The organism is Elusimicrobiota bacterium, assembly GCA_028718185.1.
Lineage (GTDB): Bacteria > Elusimicrobiota > UBA8919 > UBA8919 > UBA8919 > JAQUMH01.
The window spans coordinates 327,931-348,472 of sequence record JAQUMH010000001.1 but is presented as its reverse complement, the minus strand read 5'-3'; the positions used below and the strand labels follow the sequence as shown (position 1 = coordinate 348,472).

Genomic DNA, 20,542 nt, shown 5'->3' with positions numbered 1-20,542 from the left:
AGTTGCCGACCTTGGTCGGCACGGGGGTGAGTTATGTTTGGATTAGGCATGCCGGAACTTTTAGTAGTTCTTGTGATTGCGTTGCTTATTTTTGGTTCAGCAAAAATACCAGAAATAGCCAAATCACTTGGAAAGAGTATAGGTGCATTTAAGAGAGGGATTAAAGAATCAGAAGAAGAAATTAAGAAACTTGGTGAAGAAAAAAAAGAAGAAAATAAATGACACGTAGTGCTGTAGCATCATGGGCGTAGCTACTGTGTCACAACCCATGATTTGTCATTGCGAGAGCCAATTTATTGGCTCGTGGCAATCCCTTCTTCTACGAGCTATATTTTATGAGATTGCTTCACTAACGCTCGCAATGGCATTGTGACACAGCCTCGAAAACGGGAATCTATGAGGTTGTGTTATCTTCAGAGACTGGATTCGTTCCCGAGTGTCTTTATCGGGGATTAATGTATTTGGGAATGACAAAAACAAAAAAACAGTTATTGCGATACGGTCTCGTAGTGAAGTATATCCTATGGAACAAAATCTTACTCTGGTTGAACACCTGACAGAACTAAGGAAACGTATAATTGTTTGTTTAATGACAATTTTTATCTGTGGAGTATTTTGTTTTTACTACAGTGATAAAATTTTATTGGTCTTATCTAAGCAAATAGGACATCTTGTTTTCCTTAAACTTACTGAGGCGTTTTTTGTTAGATTAAAATTAGCATTTTATAGTGCTGTTTTTGTATCTCTGCCAGTTATTATTTACCAGATATGGAAATTTGTCAGTCCTGGATTTTTAAAAACAGAACGGCGATATGGTTACTTGATTATCCTATCTTCTTATTTTCTGTTTGTTGCAGGTATGTTTTTTGCTTTTTATGCGGTATTGCCTACTGGAATGAAATATTTACTTTCTTTGGGTACAGAAAATATTCAACCTATGATTTCAGTAGATTCATACCTATCTTTTGTAACTATTTTTTTGCTGGCTTTTGGAGTTATTTTTCAGTTACCGCTTGTGATTCTATTCCTTGTAAAATTAGGAGTGATTACTCCAAAGTGGTTATCCAAAAATCGTAAGTATGCAATTGTGTTAATTTTTCTTGTGTCCGGAATATTGACTCCAGGACCTGATATATTTTCACAATTTATGATGGCTATTCCTACATTGATTCTTTATGAGATAAGTATCTTACTTTCTAAATTAGTTTTTAATAACTCAAACTTTAAAAAACAGCAAAAAGAGGTTGTAAATGAATAAAAGTAGAATGTTTTTTGACTTGTCATATATGTTCGTGTTTATAGGAATATGCACTTTTACAATAATAGTAATAGATGAGCAGGTTGCATCAGCTTTATCCATAGCAACGCAATCGTCGGGTGAGCGATACGGTATATTCAACTGGCTGGACCATCGCAGTGACTATGGACAGGGACTATTTCCTGAGCCTTTTCTGGTGGATGATTCAGACTTGGAAGTCAATGAAGACCGCATTGATTGGTTACATACTGAAAAAAATAATCAACAAAGCGATACTGTTAAGGCGGAGGTGGAGAAAGGTTTCGGTCTGCTGACCGTGGAACTTGAAGTTCCGTTTGAGAGCGATACATCACAAGGTCAAACTTCGCAAGGCATCGGTAATGCTAGTTTAGGTGCGAGATATCCCGTTCATCAATTCATCTCTGATAAAGGATTTGTAGATTCGACTTTTGGCATAGCGATTGAAATAGGAACTCCGATAAACACTGATATCAGCAAAAATACCGAGTTAGTCCCCAAAATATTTAACGACTTAAAACTTGGTGATCATTTTACTCTTCAGTCCATATTTGGCTATTCAAAACTTTTCGGTGGCGGTGATGACGGCGGCTTACAGACCTTTGAATACAGCTTTGTTTTTGGATATCGGATTCCGAAAGATGAACTGGCTTTGCCCGGAGTACAACAATTCGTACCGATATTTGAATTGAAAGGAGAGACCGAGTTAAACAAGGATGACTCAGGACACAACAATCTCATCGGAAATATGGGATTTCGCTTCAATTGTAAAGACATCGGACAGGTATTGCCACGGCCAGGACTCGGATTTGTGTTTCCAATAGACAAAGGTGCCCGGATGGAAACACATTGGGGTATTGTCACGAGTTTGGTACTTGAATACTAAACTACAAAAAAGTATAAAATTACCGATGAAAACAATATTTAATAAAATTATTACAAAAAATATTATGAATTTTGATAGATGTGATGTTATTTCACAACAGATTCCATTTGTGAATAAACCTTGTTATCTCTATGTACATATACCATTTTGTAAAGTTCTATGTCCATACTGTTCGTTCCATCGCATAAGCTTTAACGAAAATGAAGCAAAACACTACTTCAAGGCGTTGAGAGCAGAGATTAGACATTACCATAAACATGGTTATATGTTTTCCGATGTATATATTGGTGGTGGAACACCTACGGTTGCACCATCAGAGTTACACGAAACGCTCATACTTCTACGTTCATTATTTCCTGACTGTAAGATATCAGTTGAAACAAATCCGGACGATTTGCACGATGATATACTTAATATACTGAAGAATGCCGGTGTTGTGAGATTGTCGGTAGGAGTCCAAAGTTTTGATGATGATTTGTTACAACAAATGGGGCGTTATGAAAAGTATGGTAGTGGTGAAAAAACAATAGCTCGTCTCAAGACAGTTCAGGGTAAGTTCCAGACACTTAATGTAGATATGATAATAAATCAGCCGAATCAGACAAAATATTCCTTGCAACGTGATATTGATATTCTCATGAATCTCAAGATTGACCAGATATCGTTTTATCCATTTATGGTGCCGGAGAGTGTAAGGACAAAAGTATTGCGTACAATGGGTGTGACGAATCAGGTGCGGCTCAGAAAATATTATGAAATTATCCTTAATAATATGGTGCCTGCATATAAGGCTAGTTCAGCTTGGTGTTTTTCACGGAACAGTTTAATGATTGATGAATATATTATCAATTGTGACGATTATATCGGCGTAGGTAGTGGAGCATTCAGTTATGTTGACGGTGTGATGTATTCTACGACTTTTTCCCTTAAACAGTATATAAGTCGCATAGAATGTGGTCTCAGCGGTATTACAAGGAAAAAAGTTCTTACATTAAAACAGCGGATGTGTTATGACTTCATAATCAAGTTCTTTGGTTTAAGTCTTGACCGTGAATATATTATGCGTAAATATGGGTTGAAGTTTTGGTTTATGATGTTTCCTGAATACATTATTATAAGGATGATGGGTGGAATACGGAACGAAGGTCGATTGTTTCGTCTGACAAAGTACGGTATGTATCTCTGGATACGAATAATGTCTGAATTTTTCAATACAGTGAATACATTTCGTGAGAAAATGCGTTTACAAATCGATTAATATTTAGACATTCAATAAAGAGAAGGATGTTCTCAAAAATCTGTTTAATCAGATATAATGAACATTATATCGGGGGGATTATGTTAAAAGCAAAAGATGTTATGACAAAAAAAGTAGTTACTATATCTAAAGATGCTACTTTGATGGATGTAATGGAATTATTGGAGTCAAAGAGAATAACAGGGATACCTGTGGTTGATACCGGTGAAAAGGTTATAGGAATAATAACAGAAAAAGATATATTGAATTTTGCATTTACATTTAGCAGCAATTTGCGTTTCATGAAAGTCGAAGAAGCAATGACAAAAAAGGTCGTCAGTTTCACATCGGATACTGATATTGATAAAATATCATCATGTTTTACAAAGAGCAATTTTAGACGGGTTCCGATTATTGATGGAGACAAACTTGTAGGTATTATCAGCCGGAGAGATATACTCCATTCACTGATGTAACAGCATAAAAGGTACCATCTTAGTAAGAGTTCAGTAAACAGTGTAGTCATGCTGAACGATAGTGAAGCATCTCGTTTTTGAGATTCTTCCCCGTCACTAAACCGTTGGCGGGTCAGAATGATACTGTTGTTGCAAACCCGCATCAAGATGCGGGGAATTCTCTGATTAAAGAGTTCAGAAAATAACTATGAACAAAGGATATTTACCTGTTTTATTTTTTATTATTATTGGAATAGGATTTGTCGTAATCGGATTGACACTTGCATATTTACTTCGTGTATTTAAATATGACGAAGTTAAAAATACCACATATGAATGCGGTATTGAACCGTTTGGTTCTTCATGGATACAGTTTAATGTTCGCTATTATGTATTTGCATTGATATTTATAATATTTGATATAGAAGCGGTATATCTTTATCCTTGGGCAGTTACGTTCAAACAACTCGGAATAACAAGTTTTTTGGAGATGTTGATATTTATAATGATACTTTTTTTAGGATTAATATATGCCTGGCGTAAAGGAGCATTAGAATGGTAAATAGTATAATTCTTGATAAAATTCCCGTAATATCGCGTAAGTTACCGTTTGGCGGGAAAATTTTACTTACTTCAACAGAATTTATTATTAACTGGTCAAGAATGTCATCTGTTTGGCCGCTTACTTTTGGATTAGCATGCTGTGCTATAGAAATGATGTCTTCATATGCCAGTAGATTTGATTTTGATAGATTTGGTGTATTTATGCGTCCTACTCCAAGGCAGGCTGATTGCATGATAGTTGCCGGGACTGTTGTGAAAAAAATGGCACCTGCTATTATAAGGTTATATCGTCAGATGCCTGAACCAAAATTTGTTATTTCTATGGGAAGTTGTGCTAATACCGGCGGACCGTTTTACAATTCGTATTCTGTCGTTAAAGGGGTAGATAAAATAATTCCGGTAGATATATATGTACCCGGTTGTCCGGTAAGACCTGAGGCATTAATGCATGCAGTAATTAAACTGCAGGAAAAAATTAAAAAAATGCATCTATAAAGCAATCCCCCTAGTTTTGTCGTAGACAAAACTGACAGGGGGATACATTTTTCGCATTCTGCAAAAAATTATGAATAAATCAGAATTATTAAATTTAATAAAAGTCAGGTTTAAATATGTAAAAGAATTTCAAAGACAAGATAATGTATATCAGGATGATATATTACACATTGATATTCCTAAAGAAAAAATATTAGAAATATGTAAATATTTTAAAGAAGATAAATCTATTTTATTTGATTATCTGTCTTTCATTACGGCAGTAGATTATAAAGAATATTTTGAACTTGTATTTTATCTTTTTTCATTCACATACGGGCATAAAATTGTGATTAAGGTTAAAGTTGAAAGAGATAAGCCTGAAGTTGATTCAATTATTCCTATTATTGCCGGTGCAAATTGGTTTGAACGTGAAATATACGATTTATTTGGCATAAAATTTAATGGACACCCTGATTTAACCAGGATTTTATTACCGGAAGATTGGGAAGGATATCCGTTGCGTAAAGATTATATTCACATTCAGGATAAATATGATTAAAAAGCTGCATACAGAAGAAATGTTTTTGAATGTCGGTCCTCAGCATCCATCCACACATGGCGTGTTGAGACTTGTTGTTACGCTTGACGGTGAAGTTTTAACTGATGTTAAAGCACATATTGGTTATTTACATCGCGGTATAGAAAAACTTGCTGAATCAAGGACATATCTTCAATGTATTGTTTTGATGGATAGATTGGACTATGTATCTTCGATGACTAATGATATGGTATTCTGTTTAGCAGTTGAAAAACTTATGAGTATTCAGGTTCCGGAAAAAGCAGAATATATGCGGGTTATAATGTTAGAATTACAGAGAATGGCATCTCATTTGATTTTTTTTGGTATCTATGGGGCAGACATAGGTGCAATTTCACCGTTTTTCTATGCCTTTCGTGAACGCGAAATGATAATTGATTTATTTGAATCTGTATGTGGTAGCCGACTTACATATAATTATATACGGATAGGCGGGGTAGCAAAAGATTTACCCGAAGGATGGATTGATAGTTGCTGGAAATTCATAAATTGGATTAAACCAAGATTCAAAGAATACAATGATTTATTGACTAATAATGTTATATTTCTTGACAGGACAAAAAACGTAGGTACAGTTTCAAAAGAAGATCTTATTGATTTTGGTGTGAGTGGTCCTATGCTGCGCGCATCAGGCGTAAAGTACGATATAAGAAAAGATGATACTTATTCTATTTATAAAAAATTTGAGTTTGATATACCGACCGGTACGAATGGCGATTGCTGGGACAGATATTATGTGCGTATGATGGAAATGGAGGAATCGGTTCGTATAATTGAACAGGCATTAAAGAGCATACCCCAGTACGGCGATTATACTACAAAAACTCCTAAAACCATACGTCCGGGAGAAACATATGTACACGTAGAATCTCCAAAAGGCGATTTAGGGATTTTTTTAGTCAGTGACGGAACAGAAAGACCTTATAGATTGAAAGTGCGAACACCTTCATTTTCTAATTTGCAGATATTAAAGAAGTTATTAGTAGGACGGAAAATAGCAGATATGGTTGCTATTTTAGGCTCAATTGATATTGTATTGGGTGAGATAGACCGATAGCTCCCCTATATGTTACGAGATTATGTCGCACTGTTATTGCGAGCCTGCCTGGCGGTAGGCAGGCGATAGCGAAGCAATCTCATAAAACGTAGTTCGTCAAAGGCGAGATTGCCATGAGCCAATAAATCGGTTCTAGCAATGACAAAAATCGTGGGTTATGACACCCGGGGAATCAAAGCGGAATACTTTGTACTTATAAGAGTTTTCTGAAAAAAGTATAATGGAAATATATAAATTATTCAGCAGAATTGATGAAATATTAAAAGTTTTAGCTACTAAATATAACATTTCTATGGTTATTTATGATATTTTTATTACATTTGTTCAGGTAATTATTGTTCTTGTATTTCTAATAGTTACGGTTCTTTTTCTTGTATGGTGGGAAAGAAAAATATCCGCACATATGCAAGTTAGGTTGGGTCCTATGCGGACCGGTGGCTGGCATGGTTGGGCACAGACGATTGCAGATGCTATAAAATTATTTTTAAAAGAAGATATCGTTCCGGAGTGCGCCGATAAATGGTTACATCTATTAGCACCTGTAATAGTTTTTATACCGGCATTTCTATGTTATGCTGTTATACCTTTTGGTGAAAATCTTTCTGTAGCAGATATAGATTTAGGAATATTGTATATATTTGCTATTTCAAGCATAACAGTAATAGGAGTGATTATAGCAGGATGGAGTTCCGGCAACAAATATAGTCTGATAGGAGGATTAAGGGCAGGAGCACAGATGATTTCATATGAAATACCGCGTATTTTATCTATAGTTCCAGTACTGATGTCGGCTGAATCGTTGAATATGAATAGGATTGTAAAACACCAGCATAATTATCACTGGTTTATTTTTTATCCGGTAGTAGGTATAATATCCTTTTTTATTTATTTAACTTCTTCAATAGCAGAGACAAACCGTGTGCCGTTTGATATACCCGAAGCAGAATCAGAACTTGTTTCAGGGTATAATACGGAATATTCCGGATTGAAGTTTGCGTTTTTTTTCCTGGCAGAATTTTTATATATGTTTTTAGCATCTTGCATTGCCACTACATTGTTTTTAGGTGGTGGAAACGGACCCATTTTACCTTCATCAATATGGTTTTTGCTAAAGACGTATTTTATTGTATTTATATTTATGTGGGTAAGATGGACTCTTCCCCGTTTAAGAGTGGATAGAATGATGGAATTTAACTGGAAATTTCTTATCCCGTTAAGTTTTGCGAATATACTTTTAGCAGGTTTTGTTCTCCTTTTCATATGAAAAGGAGAACCCCCCTGCCAGTTTTGCAGAGCAAAACTAGGGGGGTACTTGTTGAATATTCCGCTAATGAATCACGTATGTTAATCTGTTCTTATGAAAAGTTATCTTTTAACTATTTTTAACGGATTTATAAGTTTAATAAAAGGATTTAGGATTACATTAAAATACCTTTTTACACATGCTGTTACTGTCCGGTATCCGGAACAAAAATTGGTTTTACCGGATAGGTTCCGCGGAGTGCTGAGTTACGATAAATCTATATGTACCGGATGTGGTTTATGTGCACGCATTTGTCCGTCCCAATGTATAACTTTACAAACGAGAAAAGATGAAATAACCGGAAAAAGATTTGTGGAATCTTATGAGGTATTCAACGGCAGATGTAATTTTTGCGGTTTATGTGTGGAAATCTGTCCGCTAAAAATTAAAGCTATAAAACATACTAAAAATTATGAAATTGTTTTTTATAATCGGGAAGAGATGACTACAAAATGGTAGGGATAATTTTTTATTTTACGGCAGGTATAATTATTATATCGGCAATACTTGTAGTAACATTGCGTAATATTTTACATAGTGCTTTGTTCCTCATTCTATGCTTGATTGGTGTTGCAGGTATCTACATTATATTAAGGGCGGATTTTTTTGCGGCAGCGCAGATTTTAGTATACGTAGGCGGCATTATGGTCCTGATGTTATTTACAATTATGTTGACGCAAAAAGTTACAAATACAAAATTTAAGCAGACTAATGAACAATGGTTCAAGTCTATAGTAATATGTGGATTTATTTTGTGTACTATAATTTTCGCAATTCCATTCGCTAAAATATTAAAGTTAAATTCATTAATTCAAAATACAGGACAATCTTTGCCGGCGACGACAATATCTTTGGGAAAATTATTGTTCGGTGAATATGTTTTACCATTTGAAGTAATATCACTGGTTTTAATTTCAGCATTAATAGGTGCGGTTGTTTTCACAAGGGAAAATAAAAAATAATATATGGAAATTACATTAATACATTATATAGTTTTATCGGGGATACTTTTTGTTATAGGGATATTCGGTGTGCTTACACGCCGAAATATCATCGGTATCCTTATGTCTATAGAACTTATGTTCAATGCAGCAAACATAAATTTAATTGCATTCAACAAATATGTTATACCATATAAATTAACAGGTCATATTTTCGCAATATTTGTTATTACTTTGGCAGTAGCAGAAGCTGCTGTCGGACTGACATTGGTGTTGGCGGTATATCGCAATTTTGAAACAGTTTTTATAGAAAAAATCAATCTTATGAAGGGTTAGTGTTCTTATGCAACAATACTTATATCTTGTGCCGGTTATACCTTTAGTATGTGCAATAATTATGTTTTTCTTCGGGAAATATTTTCCTAAAAAAGGAGTATTTATTGGTATAACAGGAATATTCATATCATTTTTAATTTCATTAAAAACACTTATAGTTCTTATTGTAACAACATCAGGAACAGTTACTCAAGAACTATCATTGAAATGGTTTGCCGTAGGACATTATCAATTTGAGTTAGGTATTATTGTTGATGGACTATCAGTAATTATGATAACAATGGTAACATTTATAAGTTTCCTTATCCAGATATATTCAATGGGATATATGGAAGATGATTTAAGATACATGCGATTTTTTTCATATCTTTCTTTGTTTACTGCTTCAATGTTAGGTTTAGTTCTCTCAAATAACTTTATACAACTATTCATTTGTTGGGAATTGGTAGGGTTATGTTCTTATCTGTTGATAGGGTTCTGGTTTGAGAAAAAATCAGCTGCATTAGCCGGCAATAAAGCATTCATAACCACTAAAATAGGGGATTTTGGGTTCTACATAGGAATATTTTTATTATTTGCTACATTCGGCACATTTAACATTCTTCAAATTCAGCAGATGTCTCAACACCATACGATGTCCAACCTTTTAATGACTGCTATACCACTATTTCTTTTTTGCGGTGCTGTAGGTAAATCAGCCCAATTTCCTTTACATGTATGGTTACCTGACGCCATGGAAGGACCGACACCTGTTTCAGCGTTAATTCATGCAGCTACTATGGTTGCAGCAGGTGTTTATATGGTTGTCAGATGTTATTTCCTTTTTTCGTTATCAGCAACAGCGTTGAATGTGGTTTGTGTTATAGGTATCATAACAGCATTTTTAGCAGGTACAATGGCTTTAGTAACGATTGATTTAAAACGTGTTTTAGCATTTTCAACAATATCCCAGTTAGGATATATGATGTTGGCACTCGGTGTCGGCAATCCTGTTGCAGGAATGTTTCATTTAATAACACACGCATTTTTTAAGGCACTTCTGTTTTTATGTGCCGGTAGCGTAATACACGCGGTACATACAAACGATATGAATGATATGGGCAGTTTGCACGGTAAAATGAAAATTACTTCAATTACATTTCTTATTGGAAGTTTATCCATATCAGGTATATGGCCATTTGCAGGATTTTTTTCAAAAGATGAAATTCTAATTTCTATATATAACAGCGGTAATATGGGTCTGTATATAGTTGCAACGTTAGTGGCATTTTTAACGGCATTTTATATGTTCAGAGCATACTTTCTTACTTTTACAGGCGTACCCCGGAATATGGAGAAATATAAGCATTGCCATGAATCGCCTTTTAATATGTCATTTGCATTAATAGTTTTATCCGTATTTGCTGTTATATTAGGCAAAATATTAACTGTAAATAATATTTTCGGACGGTTATTGAATTATGCAGGTGATAATAATGAACAAAACAAATCTTTATTAGTGCCGGTTATTTCATCTATTGTTGCATTTTTAGGAATAGGACTTGCATATATAATGTATTATTCAAAAATACTCAAAGTGGAGAAGTTTGCAAAAGAGCTAAAAGGCATACATAAATTACTTATTAATAAATATTATTTTGATGAAATGTATCAGTTGGCGTTAATTAAACCTATGTTTTCATTAACTAAAATTCTATCAACGTTCGATTTAAAAGTTATTGATGGCGCAGTAAACGGTTTTGCCACGGGGACACGTTTAATAAGTAAAATTAAAAACACGTTTGATATATATGTAATTGATTTTCTGGTCAATTCTGTCGCAAACGCAGTAAATTTATTCGGAAAATTATTACGTAAATTGCAGACAGGATTAGTACAAAATTATCTGCTTTTTATAACGTTAGGACTGGGTATTTTATTATTAATACAATTATTTTAATGTATAGGAATTTCAATGTTTGTAGTTGCACGCCCTTGGCGTGCCTAAATTGATATGGGGGATTTCCAAATATGCTTAGTTTTATAACTTTTTTACCGTTATTAGCCGCAATGATTATACTCTTTACACCGAAAGAAAGAGAAATATTTATTCGCGTTATTGCAACTTTGTTTTCTGCGATAGTTCTTTTTCTAAGCATCTGGTTGTTATTAAATTTCAATACGAAAACTAACCAGATGCAGTTTGTAGAGCAATTCAGCTGGATACCGGCATTTAATATAAAGTATTTTATGGGTATAGACGGTCTGTCTTTACCGTTGATTATGCTTACGGGATTATTATCTTTGCTTTCCATCATTTATTCTTACAACATAAATACCCGTGTAAAAGAATATTTTTTCTTTTTACTTATTCTTGAGACAGGAATGTTAGGGGTTTTTGTATCATTGGATTTATTTTTGTTTTACATTTTCTGGGAAATAATGCTGGTTCCTATGTATTTTCTTATAGGAATATGGGGCGGACCCAGAAAAGAATACGCAGCCATAAAATTTTTCTTATACACTTTGTTTGGTAGTGTTATAATGTTACTTGCCATACTTGGGCTATATTTTTATTCTACTCCGCATACTTTTAATATTATGGAACTAATTAATCAGAACAAGGATTTTAGTTTTAAGTGTCAATCAATAATTTTTGTTGCATTATATGTAGGGTTTGCCATAAAAATACCAGCTTTTCCTTTCCACACATGGCTACCTGATGCACATGTTGAAGCACCGACGGCTATTTCTGTTATATTAGCCGGTGTTTTACTTAAAATGGGTATTTATGGTTTATTGCGTACCAGTTTCCCGATATTACCTGATGCGGCAAAATATTTTATTATTCCGTTTGCTGTTATAGGTGTAATAAATGTTGTTTATGGCGCTCTGGTTTCAATGGCGCAAAAAGATTTGAAAAAAATGATTGCTTATTCTTCAATTAGTCATATGGGTTATTGCATGCTTGGTATGGCATCCCTTAACATTATCGGTTTTAACGGTGCTGTGCTGCAGATGGTAACGCATGGTATTATAACCGGTAGCTTATTTTTACTTGTAGGAGTTCTGTACGATAGGACACATATAAGGGACATAGACGGGTTTGGCGGACTGGGAGTAAAGTTGCCGATTTATACCGGTATAATGATAACTACAAGCATGGCATCATTGGGTCTACCGGGTTTGGCAGGATTTGTAAGTGAATTTATGTGTTTTTTGGGTATGTTTATGTCCAATAAGATAATTGCTGTAATAGCTGTGACAGGCGTAGTGATAACTGCAGGTTTTTTCCTTATAATGATAAGAAAGATTTTCCTTGGACCGTTGAATACAAAATGGGAAAATCTGAAAGATATGTCCGCTCGCGAACTTATTGCTATTATACCTTTAGTAATACTTATGATTGTTATAGGTGTATATCCTAATCCGATATTGAAGCTTATGGACACAACACTAACAAGTTTAATTTATGTAATAACAAAATAACAAGTTAGTGCCGATCAAGGTCGGCAACTAAATCAACATTGTAGTGGCAGAGCTTGCTCTGCCTATATCCGATACTACAAATAATATGGAACTTATAAAACTAATTATACCGGAATTGATAATAAGTATAGCTGGATTGATAATAATGTTCTTTAGTACGCTTAATTTAAGAAATAAAGATGACATTATTCTGTTTATATCTTCTATATCGGTGGTTGGTACTATTGTATATTTATTTGCATTGCCCAGTTTGCAGCAGATAGATATGTTTACAAGCGATACTTTTTCAGTATATTTTAAAATACTAATTCTTGCTGCATCTATATTAATAATATTTCTTTCGTATGATTATTTTAAGAAAGAAAAAGAGCACAAATTATCTACAGTCGGTTTCGGGGAATATATCGCTCTCTCGTTATTTGCTGTTTCCGGTATGATGTTTCTGGTTTCATCAAATAATCTGCTGATGTTATACATATCAATGGAGCTAATAAGTATTCCATTTTATATTCTGACCGGCTATTTGCGCAAAGATTTAAAATCCAGTGAAGGTGCTATAAAATATTTTTTGATAGGAGCATTTTCATCCGCTATAATGGTGTATGGAATTTCGCTTCTTTTCGGTATTACAGGAACACTTAATTACAATGAAATCCTGAGGTTCATTACATATCCGAATTCCGTTTTTGATTCAAGGTTTATTATTTTAGCATTATTTTTTATACTTGTAGGATTCGGTTTCAAAGTTTCTTTAGTACCGTTTCATACTTGGGCGCCGGATGTTTTCGAGGGTGCACCAACACCTGTTGCAGCGTTTATATCTGTAGCACCTAAAATAGCCGGGCTGGTTGCTATAATACGTTTTTTTAATTACACAATACCGCATAGCAGTATAAATCTGAGTTTAATATTTGCTGTTTTATCAGCAGTAACTATGACAGTAGGGAATCTGATTGCGATTCAGCAGAAGAATATCAAGCGTCTTCTGGCATATTCTTCAATATCGCAGATAGGATATATGTTTATCGGTATTACTGTGGCAGATAAATTAGGTATAGAAGCGGTCATGATGTATACTCTGGCATATTTGTTTATGAATTTAGGTGTATGGACTTGTGTAATTACCATTTCTGATAATATCAAGTCGGATGAAATATCTGATTATTCAGGAATATCACAGCACTCATTAGGATTATCATTGGTATTAGCGGTTTTTCTGTTGTCTTTGACAGGCATTCCACCTTTTTCAGGTTTTATAGGAAAATTTTACTTATTCGCAAGTGCAATAAAAACAAATTATATATGGCTGGCAGTAGTCGGTGTTTTAAACAGCGTTATTTCATTGTATTACTATTTAAGGATTGTTTACTATATGTTTTTCAAAAATAGTAATCAAAAAAATATAGTAAAGCCCTCGCCTATAGTAACTTCCGTCCTGATAATCACACTCCTTTTTACAATTACAATAGGCATATTACCGCAACGATTCATTAACATAATCCAAAACATAGCGTTCAATTTGCGTTAATAACTATAGATAATAAAATTTATTAAAACTAATAAAGATTTGAAACAATGTAATTCTCGTGTATATTACGAAACCACCGTAGAATGTGATTTTTTTTATTTCTTGTAAATCCTGTAAAAAAAAGTAAAAAAACATTAGCTAGTTAATTACGGTAAAAGTTGAATTTGAAATTTTATCTGATAATTTCACATTCCAAAAGTTGCCATTATGAGGAGCAAGTGTAAGCTGTAATCGGAAAGTAACCTCCTTGGATGCAAAGTTTTCAGGAGAGTTTTCTTTGGGCACAACCGGGAAAAATCTCACAGGAGATTATTTTATCAAAATAGAAAATCTGCTTGATAAAAATTATATTGAAATACCCTTCGTCCCAATGCCGCCAAGAACCATTTCTGCCGGTGTAAAAATCGAATTCTAGAAACCTCTATAGAACTAATATAATCTAAATAATGTTGATTTTATCTATGTTTTAAATATAATATTATCAGAATGAAAATAGATAAATATCGCTATCCTTTTCCGGAAAAAGATTTTCCTTTTAGAATAAGAACGACAAATAATATTATTGATTTAAAAGGGTCATATCATGTTCATCCTTTTACTGTCGAGTTTCATTATATTCGTTCCGGCAACGGTTACTATTTTATTAAAGACCGGCGATACAGTATTAAAGAAAAATCATTATTAATTATCCACGGGCAAGATATTCACACCTATAGAAGAAAGGAAAACCAAACACATGTAGATCAGGTTACCCTATTTTTCTCTAATAGTTTATTCAAGAAATATTCTTTAATACAACCTATAGTAAAAAAAATTACTACATGTCATAACAACTTTCCGCATCAACTATTTTTTAACGAAAAAGAAGCAATTGGTTTGGAGTTAACTTTAGATACACTTCAAAAAGAGTGGAAAAACAAGAAAGTTCATTATCAGGAAGTTATAATAAATAATCTTACTACATTTTTAATACAACTGATAAGAATTATGTCTAAGAAGAAAAAAAACATCAGTTCTATTGAAGAACATAATCATATAATCGATGAAGTATTGGATTATATAGACAAACACTATAAAGAACGAGTAACTCTTTCTGGTTTATCAAAGCATGTGGGATATTCTCCCTATCATATAAGTCATTTGTTTAAGAAATTTACCGGGTTTAACTTCAAGGAATCCATAGCTAATAGAAGAGTTTTGGAGGCAAAACGTATTTTGGAGACAGACAATAGTAAAAAGATAATTTCCATTGCATACGAGGTGGGTTTTTCAAATCTAGTTGCTTTTAATCGTAATTTTAGGCGTCTTACCGATACAACCCCTTCGCTATACCGCAAGTTCGTTTTATCTATTCACAAGTAGATACTTGACTTACCTTGAGTTTTACGTTATATATGTAGTAACGTGCAAGTTATAAGTATCCATTAAAATAATTAGCACATTACACATATCTATGGTACAATACGAAAATTATACGGGAGGTAAAAGAATGAATAAAGCCATTAAGTGGTTTTTATTGTTAGCAGGATTGGCATTGACAAGCATGATAACAGCAAAGACGTTATCAGCAGCGTTAAGTTTTAAAAGGGGGGCAATACATAATTGGGGTGATTTGTCTAAGTTGAACTCTGATATTGATAAGGCAGCATACTACGGTGTAGATTCATTTTCACCCGGAATAATTCCGTCCTACATAGCCGGTGTTAAAAATGGTGAGCCGGATTATATTGGTGACGGAATCATTTATGCGCGTAAAAAAGGTATAAAAACTTATCTTTTTATGAGCATAGGTTTGTATACCAATAGTGATTGGGATGCCTTTAAAGACAGTGCTTCTGCACAGGAGCATTTCCTTTCGGACATGGAATGGGTATTGCAAAAATATCCCACTCTCGATGGTATAGAAATGGAAGAGGCGCATTACCACAAAGGCATACCGCCTGACGGTGGTGCCGAATGGCGTGCGTTCACCAATAGTTTTTTCACAAAGTGTAAAAAAATAGTTTCCAAATACAAACCTACCGACCAGCCCGATAGATTTGTGTGGTCGTTTAATTCCGCCAGTGATTCTGCATCCAACGTTTGGGGAATCGGATTGGATGTTAAATACATCAATGACAATAAATTATTCAATGCATTTGAAATCCAAAACCTCAGGACTTCTCTTGTGGAATATCAGGATAATATTAAGACATGGAAGGAAAGGCTTCCAAATCTTGAAGTGTTTTCGTGTACATATTTAAATTGGTCGTCTTTAGTTAAAGCTTGCAAGGACCAGTATCCGGATTGGGACAGTCCTACATGCTGGAATCAGGCATTTTTTGACCAGATTAAATGGGCTAATTCTGTCGGTCATTCTGTGCGAATATTTGTGCATGCCAGGCTTGCTCGTCCCGCCTCAATGTGGCCGAACGATACCACACCGGGCGACACGGCAGGTGAGAAAGTGAAATATATCTGGAGTTCATCTAACAACGGCTCAACCTCGCCAGCGGTGATAACAAATAGTCCGACCGGAGGAAAGAAAGTAAAGAAAGTAAAGAAGGAAATAGAGAAGTAGAGTACCAGTTAATTAGTTGATTAGAGAATTAGAGATTTAGACCGTAAAAGGTTGACCAACAGTGTCATTTAGGGTTTAATGGTCAAAAATTGTTGTTGAAATAAGCCTAAATATATAGTATTATCATCTAAAAAGTCTAAAGTCAAGGTACTACAAAATCAAAAGGGTTTGATAATGAACAAAGAAACATATAAACCAAAACTTATTCCGGAGCCGAGGAAGATAAGAATCAAACCGGCTAAGTTTGAATTTACTAAAGAAACAGAAATGGTTTTTGACAAATCTAATCCGGGAATAGTTTTTTCTCTGCAGCTTTTAGCAGATAGCCTAAAAGATAAAGGAATAAAAGCTAATCTATCGGATAAGTACCGGTCGGGCACTATAAATTTTTCTAATAAATTTGCAATTCTTATAGTAAATGATAACTTAAATAAAAAACCTGATTTGTCCATGTTAGAATTCAATAAACTTATTAAAGAAGAAGGATATACACTCAATATTGATAAAGACAAGATATTGTTGGTGGCGATTGATACTTCCGGTTTATTTTACGGCATACAGACGATAATTCAACTTTTAGAAGAAGAGAACAATAAATTATTTATAAAATGTTTGGAGATAGAAGATTATCCGGAACTTAAAATCCGGGGAATTCATATGAATTTATGGTCACAGATGCCTAAAGTTGACTACTTAAAAGATATTATCAAAAGAGCAGGTCATTATAAGATAAATACTATACTTTTAGAGTATGAGGATAAATTTCCGTATAAAAAACATCCGGTTATAAAGCATAATTTAGCTTTAACCGAATTGGAAATAAAAGAAATAATATCATTTGCCGGGAAATATTATATTCAGATTATACCGTTAGTCCAGTCAATTTCACATGTCTCATACATTCTTAAACATAAGGAATATGCTCTTTTACGGGAAAGAAAAGAGAATATAGTACATAGTAAGAGCCCGGTCGGGAATGATTTCCAGTTTTGTCCCTTGCATCCGGGATCTTTAGAACAATTCAAAGACATGGCTGGTGAAGTTATTGAACTGCATCCTTATAAATATTTTCATATCGGTGCGGATGAGGCATATTTCTTAGGCGAATGTGAACAATGTAAAGAATTCGTTAAAAAAGAAGGTAAATCAAAACTTTATATTGACTATATAAACAAAGTAAGCAAATTTATTAAAAGTAAAGGTAAAATACCGGTTATGTGGCATGATATGCTCAGGGATTTCCCTGAAGCAATAGATAGTTTGGATAAAGATATTTGTATAGTTTACTGGAACTATGGCACGATGAGTGACAAAATACCTTTTGTAAGCTGGGGCGGACGGGCTTTGTTCGGTGAAGAAATAGTTGACTGGGTCCCGAAAGAAATATTAAGCCTTTATAAAAAATATTGGGATGGCGGTAATTTTCCGGAAGTAAACAACGGTTATCCGTATATAAAGTTTTTTCAGGATAAAGGTTTTCGGGTTTTCGGCAGTCCTTGTTGCCATTTTGAACCTAAAAGATCTGTTCGTAATACTATCACATTTTGTAAAGAAATAGCTAAAACCAACGGACTGGGAATACTTAATACTCACTGGCCCAGTGGTTCCGGAATAGGTAATTTCGATGTCTTTGAACTTCACTGGATAAATATGCTTTGTTCTGCTGAATATAGCTGGTCACCGGACAAAAACACTAAAAAAGAATATGACAGAAAATATATTTATCAGTTCTACGGGTCTACAAAATATTTTTTAGTTGATTATATTTACGACCTCTGGACAAAAATAACATCAAAAAATGCATCAGAGATAAAAGAAAAATGCCAAAAACTGTCGGACATTTTGAAAAAAGAAAAATTTACAAAAAATAAACTTAATATAGAGTATTTTATAATGGCGGCAGATTTTAAAATATTTCTTACCGAAGCTACAGTTATACTTAACAAAATAGAAACACAAATTATACGATATATTAATACGGACAGAGCATATTTTGCAAATGTAGGTTTGTGGCGCGGTTTTACAGTATCAGATAAAAAAATAAAAGAAGATGTATTAAAAAAAGCAATCTCTGAACTAAGAATACTAAAACAAAAAACAGAAAAAATAAAACAAAAAGTTAGGGAGTCACTTAACAAAACCATAAAATCCGCAGATGTAGAAAAAATGTTGGGCGAACTATCGGTAGAAAAAAAGATAAATCAATATTTAGGGCAAATTCAACTTCACCGGGCATCCAAAGAGAGCGACCGATATCGGGATAGTATTTATTCCCAAAAGTAAAACTTAACTCTAATCTAAAAGAAGTATAAACAGGAGTAGAGCGTTATTATTAGTAATACTGTAGAAGAACAAAAGGATTATTAAACCGGGTAGAGGAGTTTAAATTTTATGAAAGCAGTTATTTTAAGTGCGGGTGAGGGTAGAAGATTACATCCATTTACCATGTTGCGACCAAAATCTGTTTTACCTCTTGCGAATAGACCTTTGATACTTTATATAGTAGAATTTTTAGCTGAATTAGGTATAAAAGATATAGGTGTGGTTACAGGATACCGGGGAGAAGAGGTTAAGAAAGTATTAAATAACGGAGGAAATCCCGGAGTAAATCTGACATATTTTGAACAAAAAAATTTAAACGGACCTCTTGACGGTATCTTGAGTGCTAAAGATTTTATAAATGAAACTACAATATTAATTTGTGCTAATTCATTTTTTCAGCCGGTAATGATAAAGGAACTGATAGAACAGCATATAAAATTAAAAGCAAAGGCTACTATTGCTGGTGGTATTATGGAAAGGCCGCTTTATCATTATAAAGTAAGCAGCGGAGAAAACAATCAGTTAAAAGAAATATTTCAGATTACTGAAGGAAAACAAATTAAAACTGAAAATATTGTGGCAGGGATAGCTGTTATAGAAAAGGAAATATTTGATTTATTTAAGTCTCACGGTGCGAACCAGACAGAAAAACAGTTGGAGTGGGAAGAAATATTTTTTTCTATTAAAGACCATGTAAAAGTACATACCAGTAAATACGAGTTTGTAAATATGGCTTATCCGTGGGAAATACACAGGTCAAACTTTTTAGCTCTTGAGTATCTTATGGAAAAAAGAAAATCCTATATTTCCAATAAAGCCAAAATCGGTTCCGGGGTTACTTTTGAAGGTAAATACATAATTGAAGATGATGTAATAGTAGAACCCGGTTGTTTTATCGAAAATTCCTGGATAGGTGAAAGGACAAAAGTTTTTGCCGGTTCTTATGTTAAAGGTGCTCTTATAGGTAAAGATTGTAAAATCGGACCTCAGTGTAAAGTCGGAGCGATTGTCGGTGACGGTTCAACAATAGGTTATAACAATCAGTATGGCGGTGTTGCCTTAGGAAAAGTCGGTTTTTCGCACCAGGGTGCGATAGTCGGTGTCTGGGGAGATAATTCCGGGGCTTCTGCTAATTGTTGTATGTGCAGTTTTAGAAATGATAATGTTACCTTGAAACTTAAAATAGACGGTAAATTAGTGGATTCCGGGTTAACTAGTTTGAGTCCGTTTATAGGAGATAATTGTTTTTTGAATCCCGGCGTAAAGGTTATGCCTGGGAAAAAAATCGGACCAAATAGCTTTGCCGGACCTAATATGGTAGTATATAGTGATATACCGCCGGATACAATGGCATTTATCAAACAGGAATTAGAATTCAGGACAACTGGAAAAAAAGAAGAGAATAAGTAAAAATGAGCAAGATAAGATGTAATGTTATAAACCTAGCACATAGGAACTTAGTTTGATTCTCCTTCACCAAATATCCCGACAAGTAAAACTTGACGGGGATAAAGAAAAGGAGAACCCCCACGTC

21 protein-coding genes are annotated in these 20,542 nt (G+C 34.1%); all 21 read left to right on the top strand.

Going from position 1 to position 20,542, the window contains the following annotated elements; translation table 11 throughout:
- Window positions 1-33: 33 nt before the first annotated feature.
- The 21 genes from tatA (at window position 34) to PHE88_01610 (ending at window position 20,418) form a co-directional block, all read left to right on the top strand.
- On the top strand, window positions 34-222 hold the full coding sequence (tatA, locus tag PHE88_01710; GenBank protein ID MDD5686532.1) for a twin-arginine translocase TatA/TatE family subunit: 189 nt from the start codon (window positions 34-36) through the stop codon (window positions 220-222).
- Window positions 223-523: 301 nt separating this feature from the next.
- Entirely contained in the window at window positions 524-1,258 is a 735-nt protein-coding gene (gene tatC / locus PHE88_01705; GenBank protein ID MDD5686531.1) for a twin-arginine translocase subunit TatC, read from the top strand.
- A complete protein-coding gene (locus PHE88_01700) occupies window positions 1,251-2,162 on the top strand; it encodes a hypothetical protein (GenBank protein ID MDD5686530.1) in 912 nt (303 codons plus the stop codon). Before tatC ends, PHE88_01700 begins: the two co-directional genes overlap by 8 nt.
- Window positions 2,163-2,187: 25 nt before the next feature.
- Window positions 2,188-3,420: a coproporphyrinogen III oxidase family protein gene (locus PHE88_01695; protein ID MDD5686529.1), complete on the top strand. Its 1,233-nt coding sequence runs from the start codon at window positions 2,188-2,190 to the stop codon at window positions 3,418-3,420.
- A gap of 80 nt (window positions 3,421-3,500) precedes the next feature.
- Entirely contained in the window at window positions 3,501-3,875 is a 375-nt protein-coding gene (locus PHE88_01690; protein ID MDD5686528.1) for a CBS domain-containing protein, read from the top strand.
- A 187-nt stretch (window positions 3,876-4,062) separates the two neighbouring features.
- A complete protein-coding gene (ndhC, locus tag PHE88_01685; protein MDD5686527.1) occupies window positions 4,063-4,416 on the top strand; it encodes an NADH-quinone oxidoreductase subunit A in 354 nt (117 codons plus the stop codon).
- Window positions 4,410-4,913, top strand: coding sequence for an NADH-quinone oxidoreductase subunit B (locus PHE88_01680; protein ID MDD5686526.1), 504 nt, complete (start codon window positions 4,410-4,412; stop codon window positions 4,911-4,913). The genes ndhC and PHE88_01680 overlap by 7 nt, the downstream gene beginning before the upstream one ends.
- A 70-nt stretch (window positions 4,914-4,983) precedes the next feature.
- Entirely contained in the window at window positions 4,984-5,454 is a 471-nt protein-coding gene (locus tag PHE88_01675; GenBank protein ID MDD5686525.1) for an NADH-quinone oxidoreductase subunit C, read from the top strand.
- Entirely contained in the window at window positions 5,447-6,550 is a 1,104-nt protein-coding gene (locus tag PHE88_01670) for an NADH-quinone oxidoreductase subunit D (protein ID MDD5686524.1), read from the top strand. Before PHE88_01675 ends, PHE88_01670 begins: the two co-directional genes overlap by 8 nt.
- Window positions 6,551-6,842: 292 nt before the next feature.
- A complete protein-coding gene (gene nuoH, locus PHE88_01665; protein MDD5686523.1) occupies window positions 6,843-7,814 on the top strand; it encodes an NADH-quinone oxidoreductase subunit NuoH in 972 nt (323 codons plus the stop codon).
- Window positions 7,815-7,907: 93 nt separating this feature from the next.
- Complete coding sequence (locus PHE88_01660; GenBank protein ID MDD5686522.1) at window positions 7,908-8,312, top strand: NADH-quinone oxidoreductase subunit I; 405 nt, start codon at window positions 7,908-7,910, stop codon at window positions 8,310-8,312.
- Complete coding sequence (locus tag PHE88_01655) at window positions 8,306-8,815, top strand: NADH-quinone oxidoreductase subunit J (GenBank protein MDD5686521.1); 510 nt, start codon at window positions 8,306-8,308, stop codon at window positions 8,813-8,815. The genes PHE88_01660 and PHE88_01655 overlap by 7 nt, the downstream gene beginning before the upstream one ends.
- Window positions 8,816-8,818: 3 nt before the next feature.
- Window positions 8,819-9,130, top strand: a complete 312-nt coding sequence (gene nuoK, locus PHE88_01650) for an NADH-quinone oxidoreductase subunit NuoK (GenBank protein MDD5686520.1) — start codon at window positions 8,819-8,821, stop codon at window positions 9,128-9,130.
- 7 nt (window positions 9,131-9,137) lie between these two features.
- Complete coding sequence (gene nuoL, locus PHE88_01645; GenBank protein MDD5686519.1) at window positions 9,138-11,069, top strand: NADH-quinone oxidoreductase subunit L; 1,932 nt, start codon at window positions 9,138-9,140, stop codon at window positions 11,067-11,069.
- Window positions 11,070-11,140: 71 nt separating this feature from the next.
- Window positions 11,141-12,598: an NADH-quinone oxidoreductase subunit M gene (locus PHE88_01640; protein MDD5686518.1), complete on the top strand. Its 1,458-nt coding sequence runs from the start codon at window positions 11,141-11,143 to the stop codon at window positions 12,596-12,598.
- Between the two features lie 43 nt (window positions 12,599-12,641).
- Complete coding sequence (locus PHE88_01635; protein MDD5686517.1) at window positions 12,642-14,126, top strand: NADH-quinone oxidoreductase subunit N; 1,485 nt, start codon at window positions 12,642-12,644, stop codon at window positions 14,124-14,126.
- A 247-nt stretch (window positions 14,127-14,373) separates the two neighbouring features.
- The gene (locus PHE88_01630) at window positions 14,374-14,541 is read left to right on the top strand and encodes a hypothetical protein (protein ID MDD5686516.1); all 168 of its coding nucleotides are present in this window, start codon (window positions 14,374-14,376) and stop codon (window positions 14,539-14,541) included.
- A 71-nt stretch (window positions 14,542-14,612) separates the two neighbouring features.
- The gene (locus PHE88_01625; GenBank protein MDD5686515.1) at window positions 14,613-15,488 is read left to right on the top strand and encodes an AraC family transcriptional regulator; all 876 of its coding nucleotides are present in this window, start codon (window positions 14,613-14,615) and stop codon (window positions 15,486-15,488) included.
- A gap of 127 nt (window positions 15,489-15,615) precedes the next feature.
- The gene (locus tag PHE88_01620; protein ID MDD5686514.1) at window positions 15,616-16,686 is read left to right on the top strand and encodes a hypothetical protein; all 1,071 of its coding nucleotides are present in this window, start codon (window positions 15,616-15,618) and stop codon (window positions 16,684-16,686) included.
- Window positions 16,687-16,860: 174 nt separating this feature from the next.
- The gene (locus PHE88_01615) at window positions 16,861-18,969 is read left to right on the top strand and encodes a beta-N-acetylhexosaminidase (GenBank protein ID MDD5686513.1); all 2,109 of its coding nucleotides are present in this window, start codon (window positions 16,861-16,863) and stop codon (window positions 18,967-18,969) included.
- A 108-nt stretch (window positions 18,970-19,077) separates the two neighbouring features.
- Complete coding sequence (locus PHE88_01610) at window positions 19,078-20,418, top strand: sugar phosphate nucleotidyltransferase (protein MDD5686512.1); 1,341 nt, start codon at window positions 19,078-19,080, stop codon at window positions 20,416-20,418.
- Window positions 20,419-20,542 lie beyond the last annotated feature (124 nt).

What these genes read in the sequence shown, in the direction of transcription:
- tatA (MDD5686532.1), top strand. Translation starts at nt 34, where the DNA reads ATGTTTGGATTAGGCATGCCGGAACTTTTAGTAGTTCTTGTGATTGCG.
- tatC (MDD5686531.1), top strand. Translation starts at nt 524, where the DNA reads ATGGAACAAAATCTTACTCTGGTTGAACACCTGACAGAACTAAGGAAA.
- PHE88_01700 (MDD5686530.1), top strand. Translation starts at nt 1,251, where the DNA reads ATGAATAAAAGTAGAATGTTTTTTGACTTGTCATATATGTTCGTGTTT.
- PHE88_01695 (MDD5686529.1), top strand. Translation starts at nt 2,188, where the DNA reads ATGAAAACAATATTTAATAAAATTATTACAAAAAATATTATGAATTTT.
- PHE88_01690 (MDD5686528.1), top strand. Translation starts at nt 3,501, where the DNA reads ATGTTAAAAGCAAAAGATGTTATGACAAAAAAAGTAGTTACTATATCT.
- ndhC (MDD5686527.1), top strand. Translation starts at nt 4,063, where the DNA reads ATGAACAAAGGATATTTACCTGTTTTATTTTTTATTATTATTGGAATA.
- PHE88_01680 (MDD5686526.1), top strand. Translation starts at nt 4,410, where the DNA reads ATGGTAAATAGTATAATTCTTGATAAAATTCCCGTAATATCGCGTAAG.
- PHE88_01675 (MDD5686525.1), top strand. Translation starts at nt 4,984, where the DNA reads ATGAATAAATCAGAATTATTAAATTTAATAAAAGTCAGGTTTAAATAT.
- PHE88_01670 (MDD5686524.1), top strand. Translation starts at nt 5,447, where the DNA reads ATGATTAAAAAGCTGCATACAGAAGAAATGTTTTTGAATGTCGGTCCT.
- nuoH (MDD5686523.1), top strand. Translation starts at nt 6,843, where the DNA reads ATGGTTATTTATGATATTTTTATTACATTTGTTCAGGTAATTATTGTT.
- PHE88_01660 (MDD5686522.1), top strand. Translation starts at nt 7,908, where the DNA reads ATGAAAAGTTATCTTTTAACTATTTTTAACGGATTTATAAGTTTAATA.
- PHE88_01655 (MDD5686521.1), top strand. Translation starts at nt 8,306, where the DNA reads ATGGTAGGGATAATTTTTTATTTTACGGCAGGTATAATTATTATATCG.
- nuoK (MDD5686520.1), top strand. Translation starts at nt 8,819, where the DNA reads ATGGAAATTACATTAATACATTATATAGTTTTATCGGGGATACTTTTT.
- nuoL (MDD5686519.1), top strand. Translation starts at nt 9,138, where the DNA reads ATGCAACAATACTTATATCTTGTGCCGGTTATACCTTTAGTATGTGCA.
- PHE88_01640 (MDD5686518.1), top strand. Translation starts at nt 11,141, where the DNA reads ATGCTTAGTTTTATAACTTTTTTACCGTTATTAGCCGCAATGATTATA.
- PHE88_01625 (MDD5686515.1), top strand. Translation starts at nt 14,613, where the DNA reads ATGAAAATAGATAAATATCGCTATCCTTTTCCGGAAAAAGATTTTCCT.
- PHE88_01620 (MDD5686514.1), top strand. Translation starts at nt 15,616, where the DNA reads ATGAATAAAGCCATTAAGTGGTTTTTATTGTTAGCAGGATTGGCATTG.
- PHE88_01615 (MDD5686513.1), top strand. Translation starts at nt 16,861, where the DNA reads ATGAACAAAGAAACATATAAACCAAAACTTATTCCGGAGCCGAGGAAG.
- PHE88_01610 (MDD5686512.1), top strand. Translation starts at nt 19,078, where the DNA reads ATGAAAGCAGTTATTTTAAGTGCGGGTGAGGGTAGAAGATTACATCCA.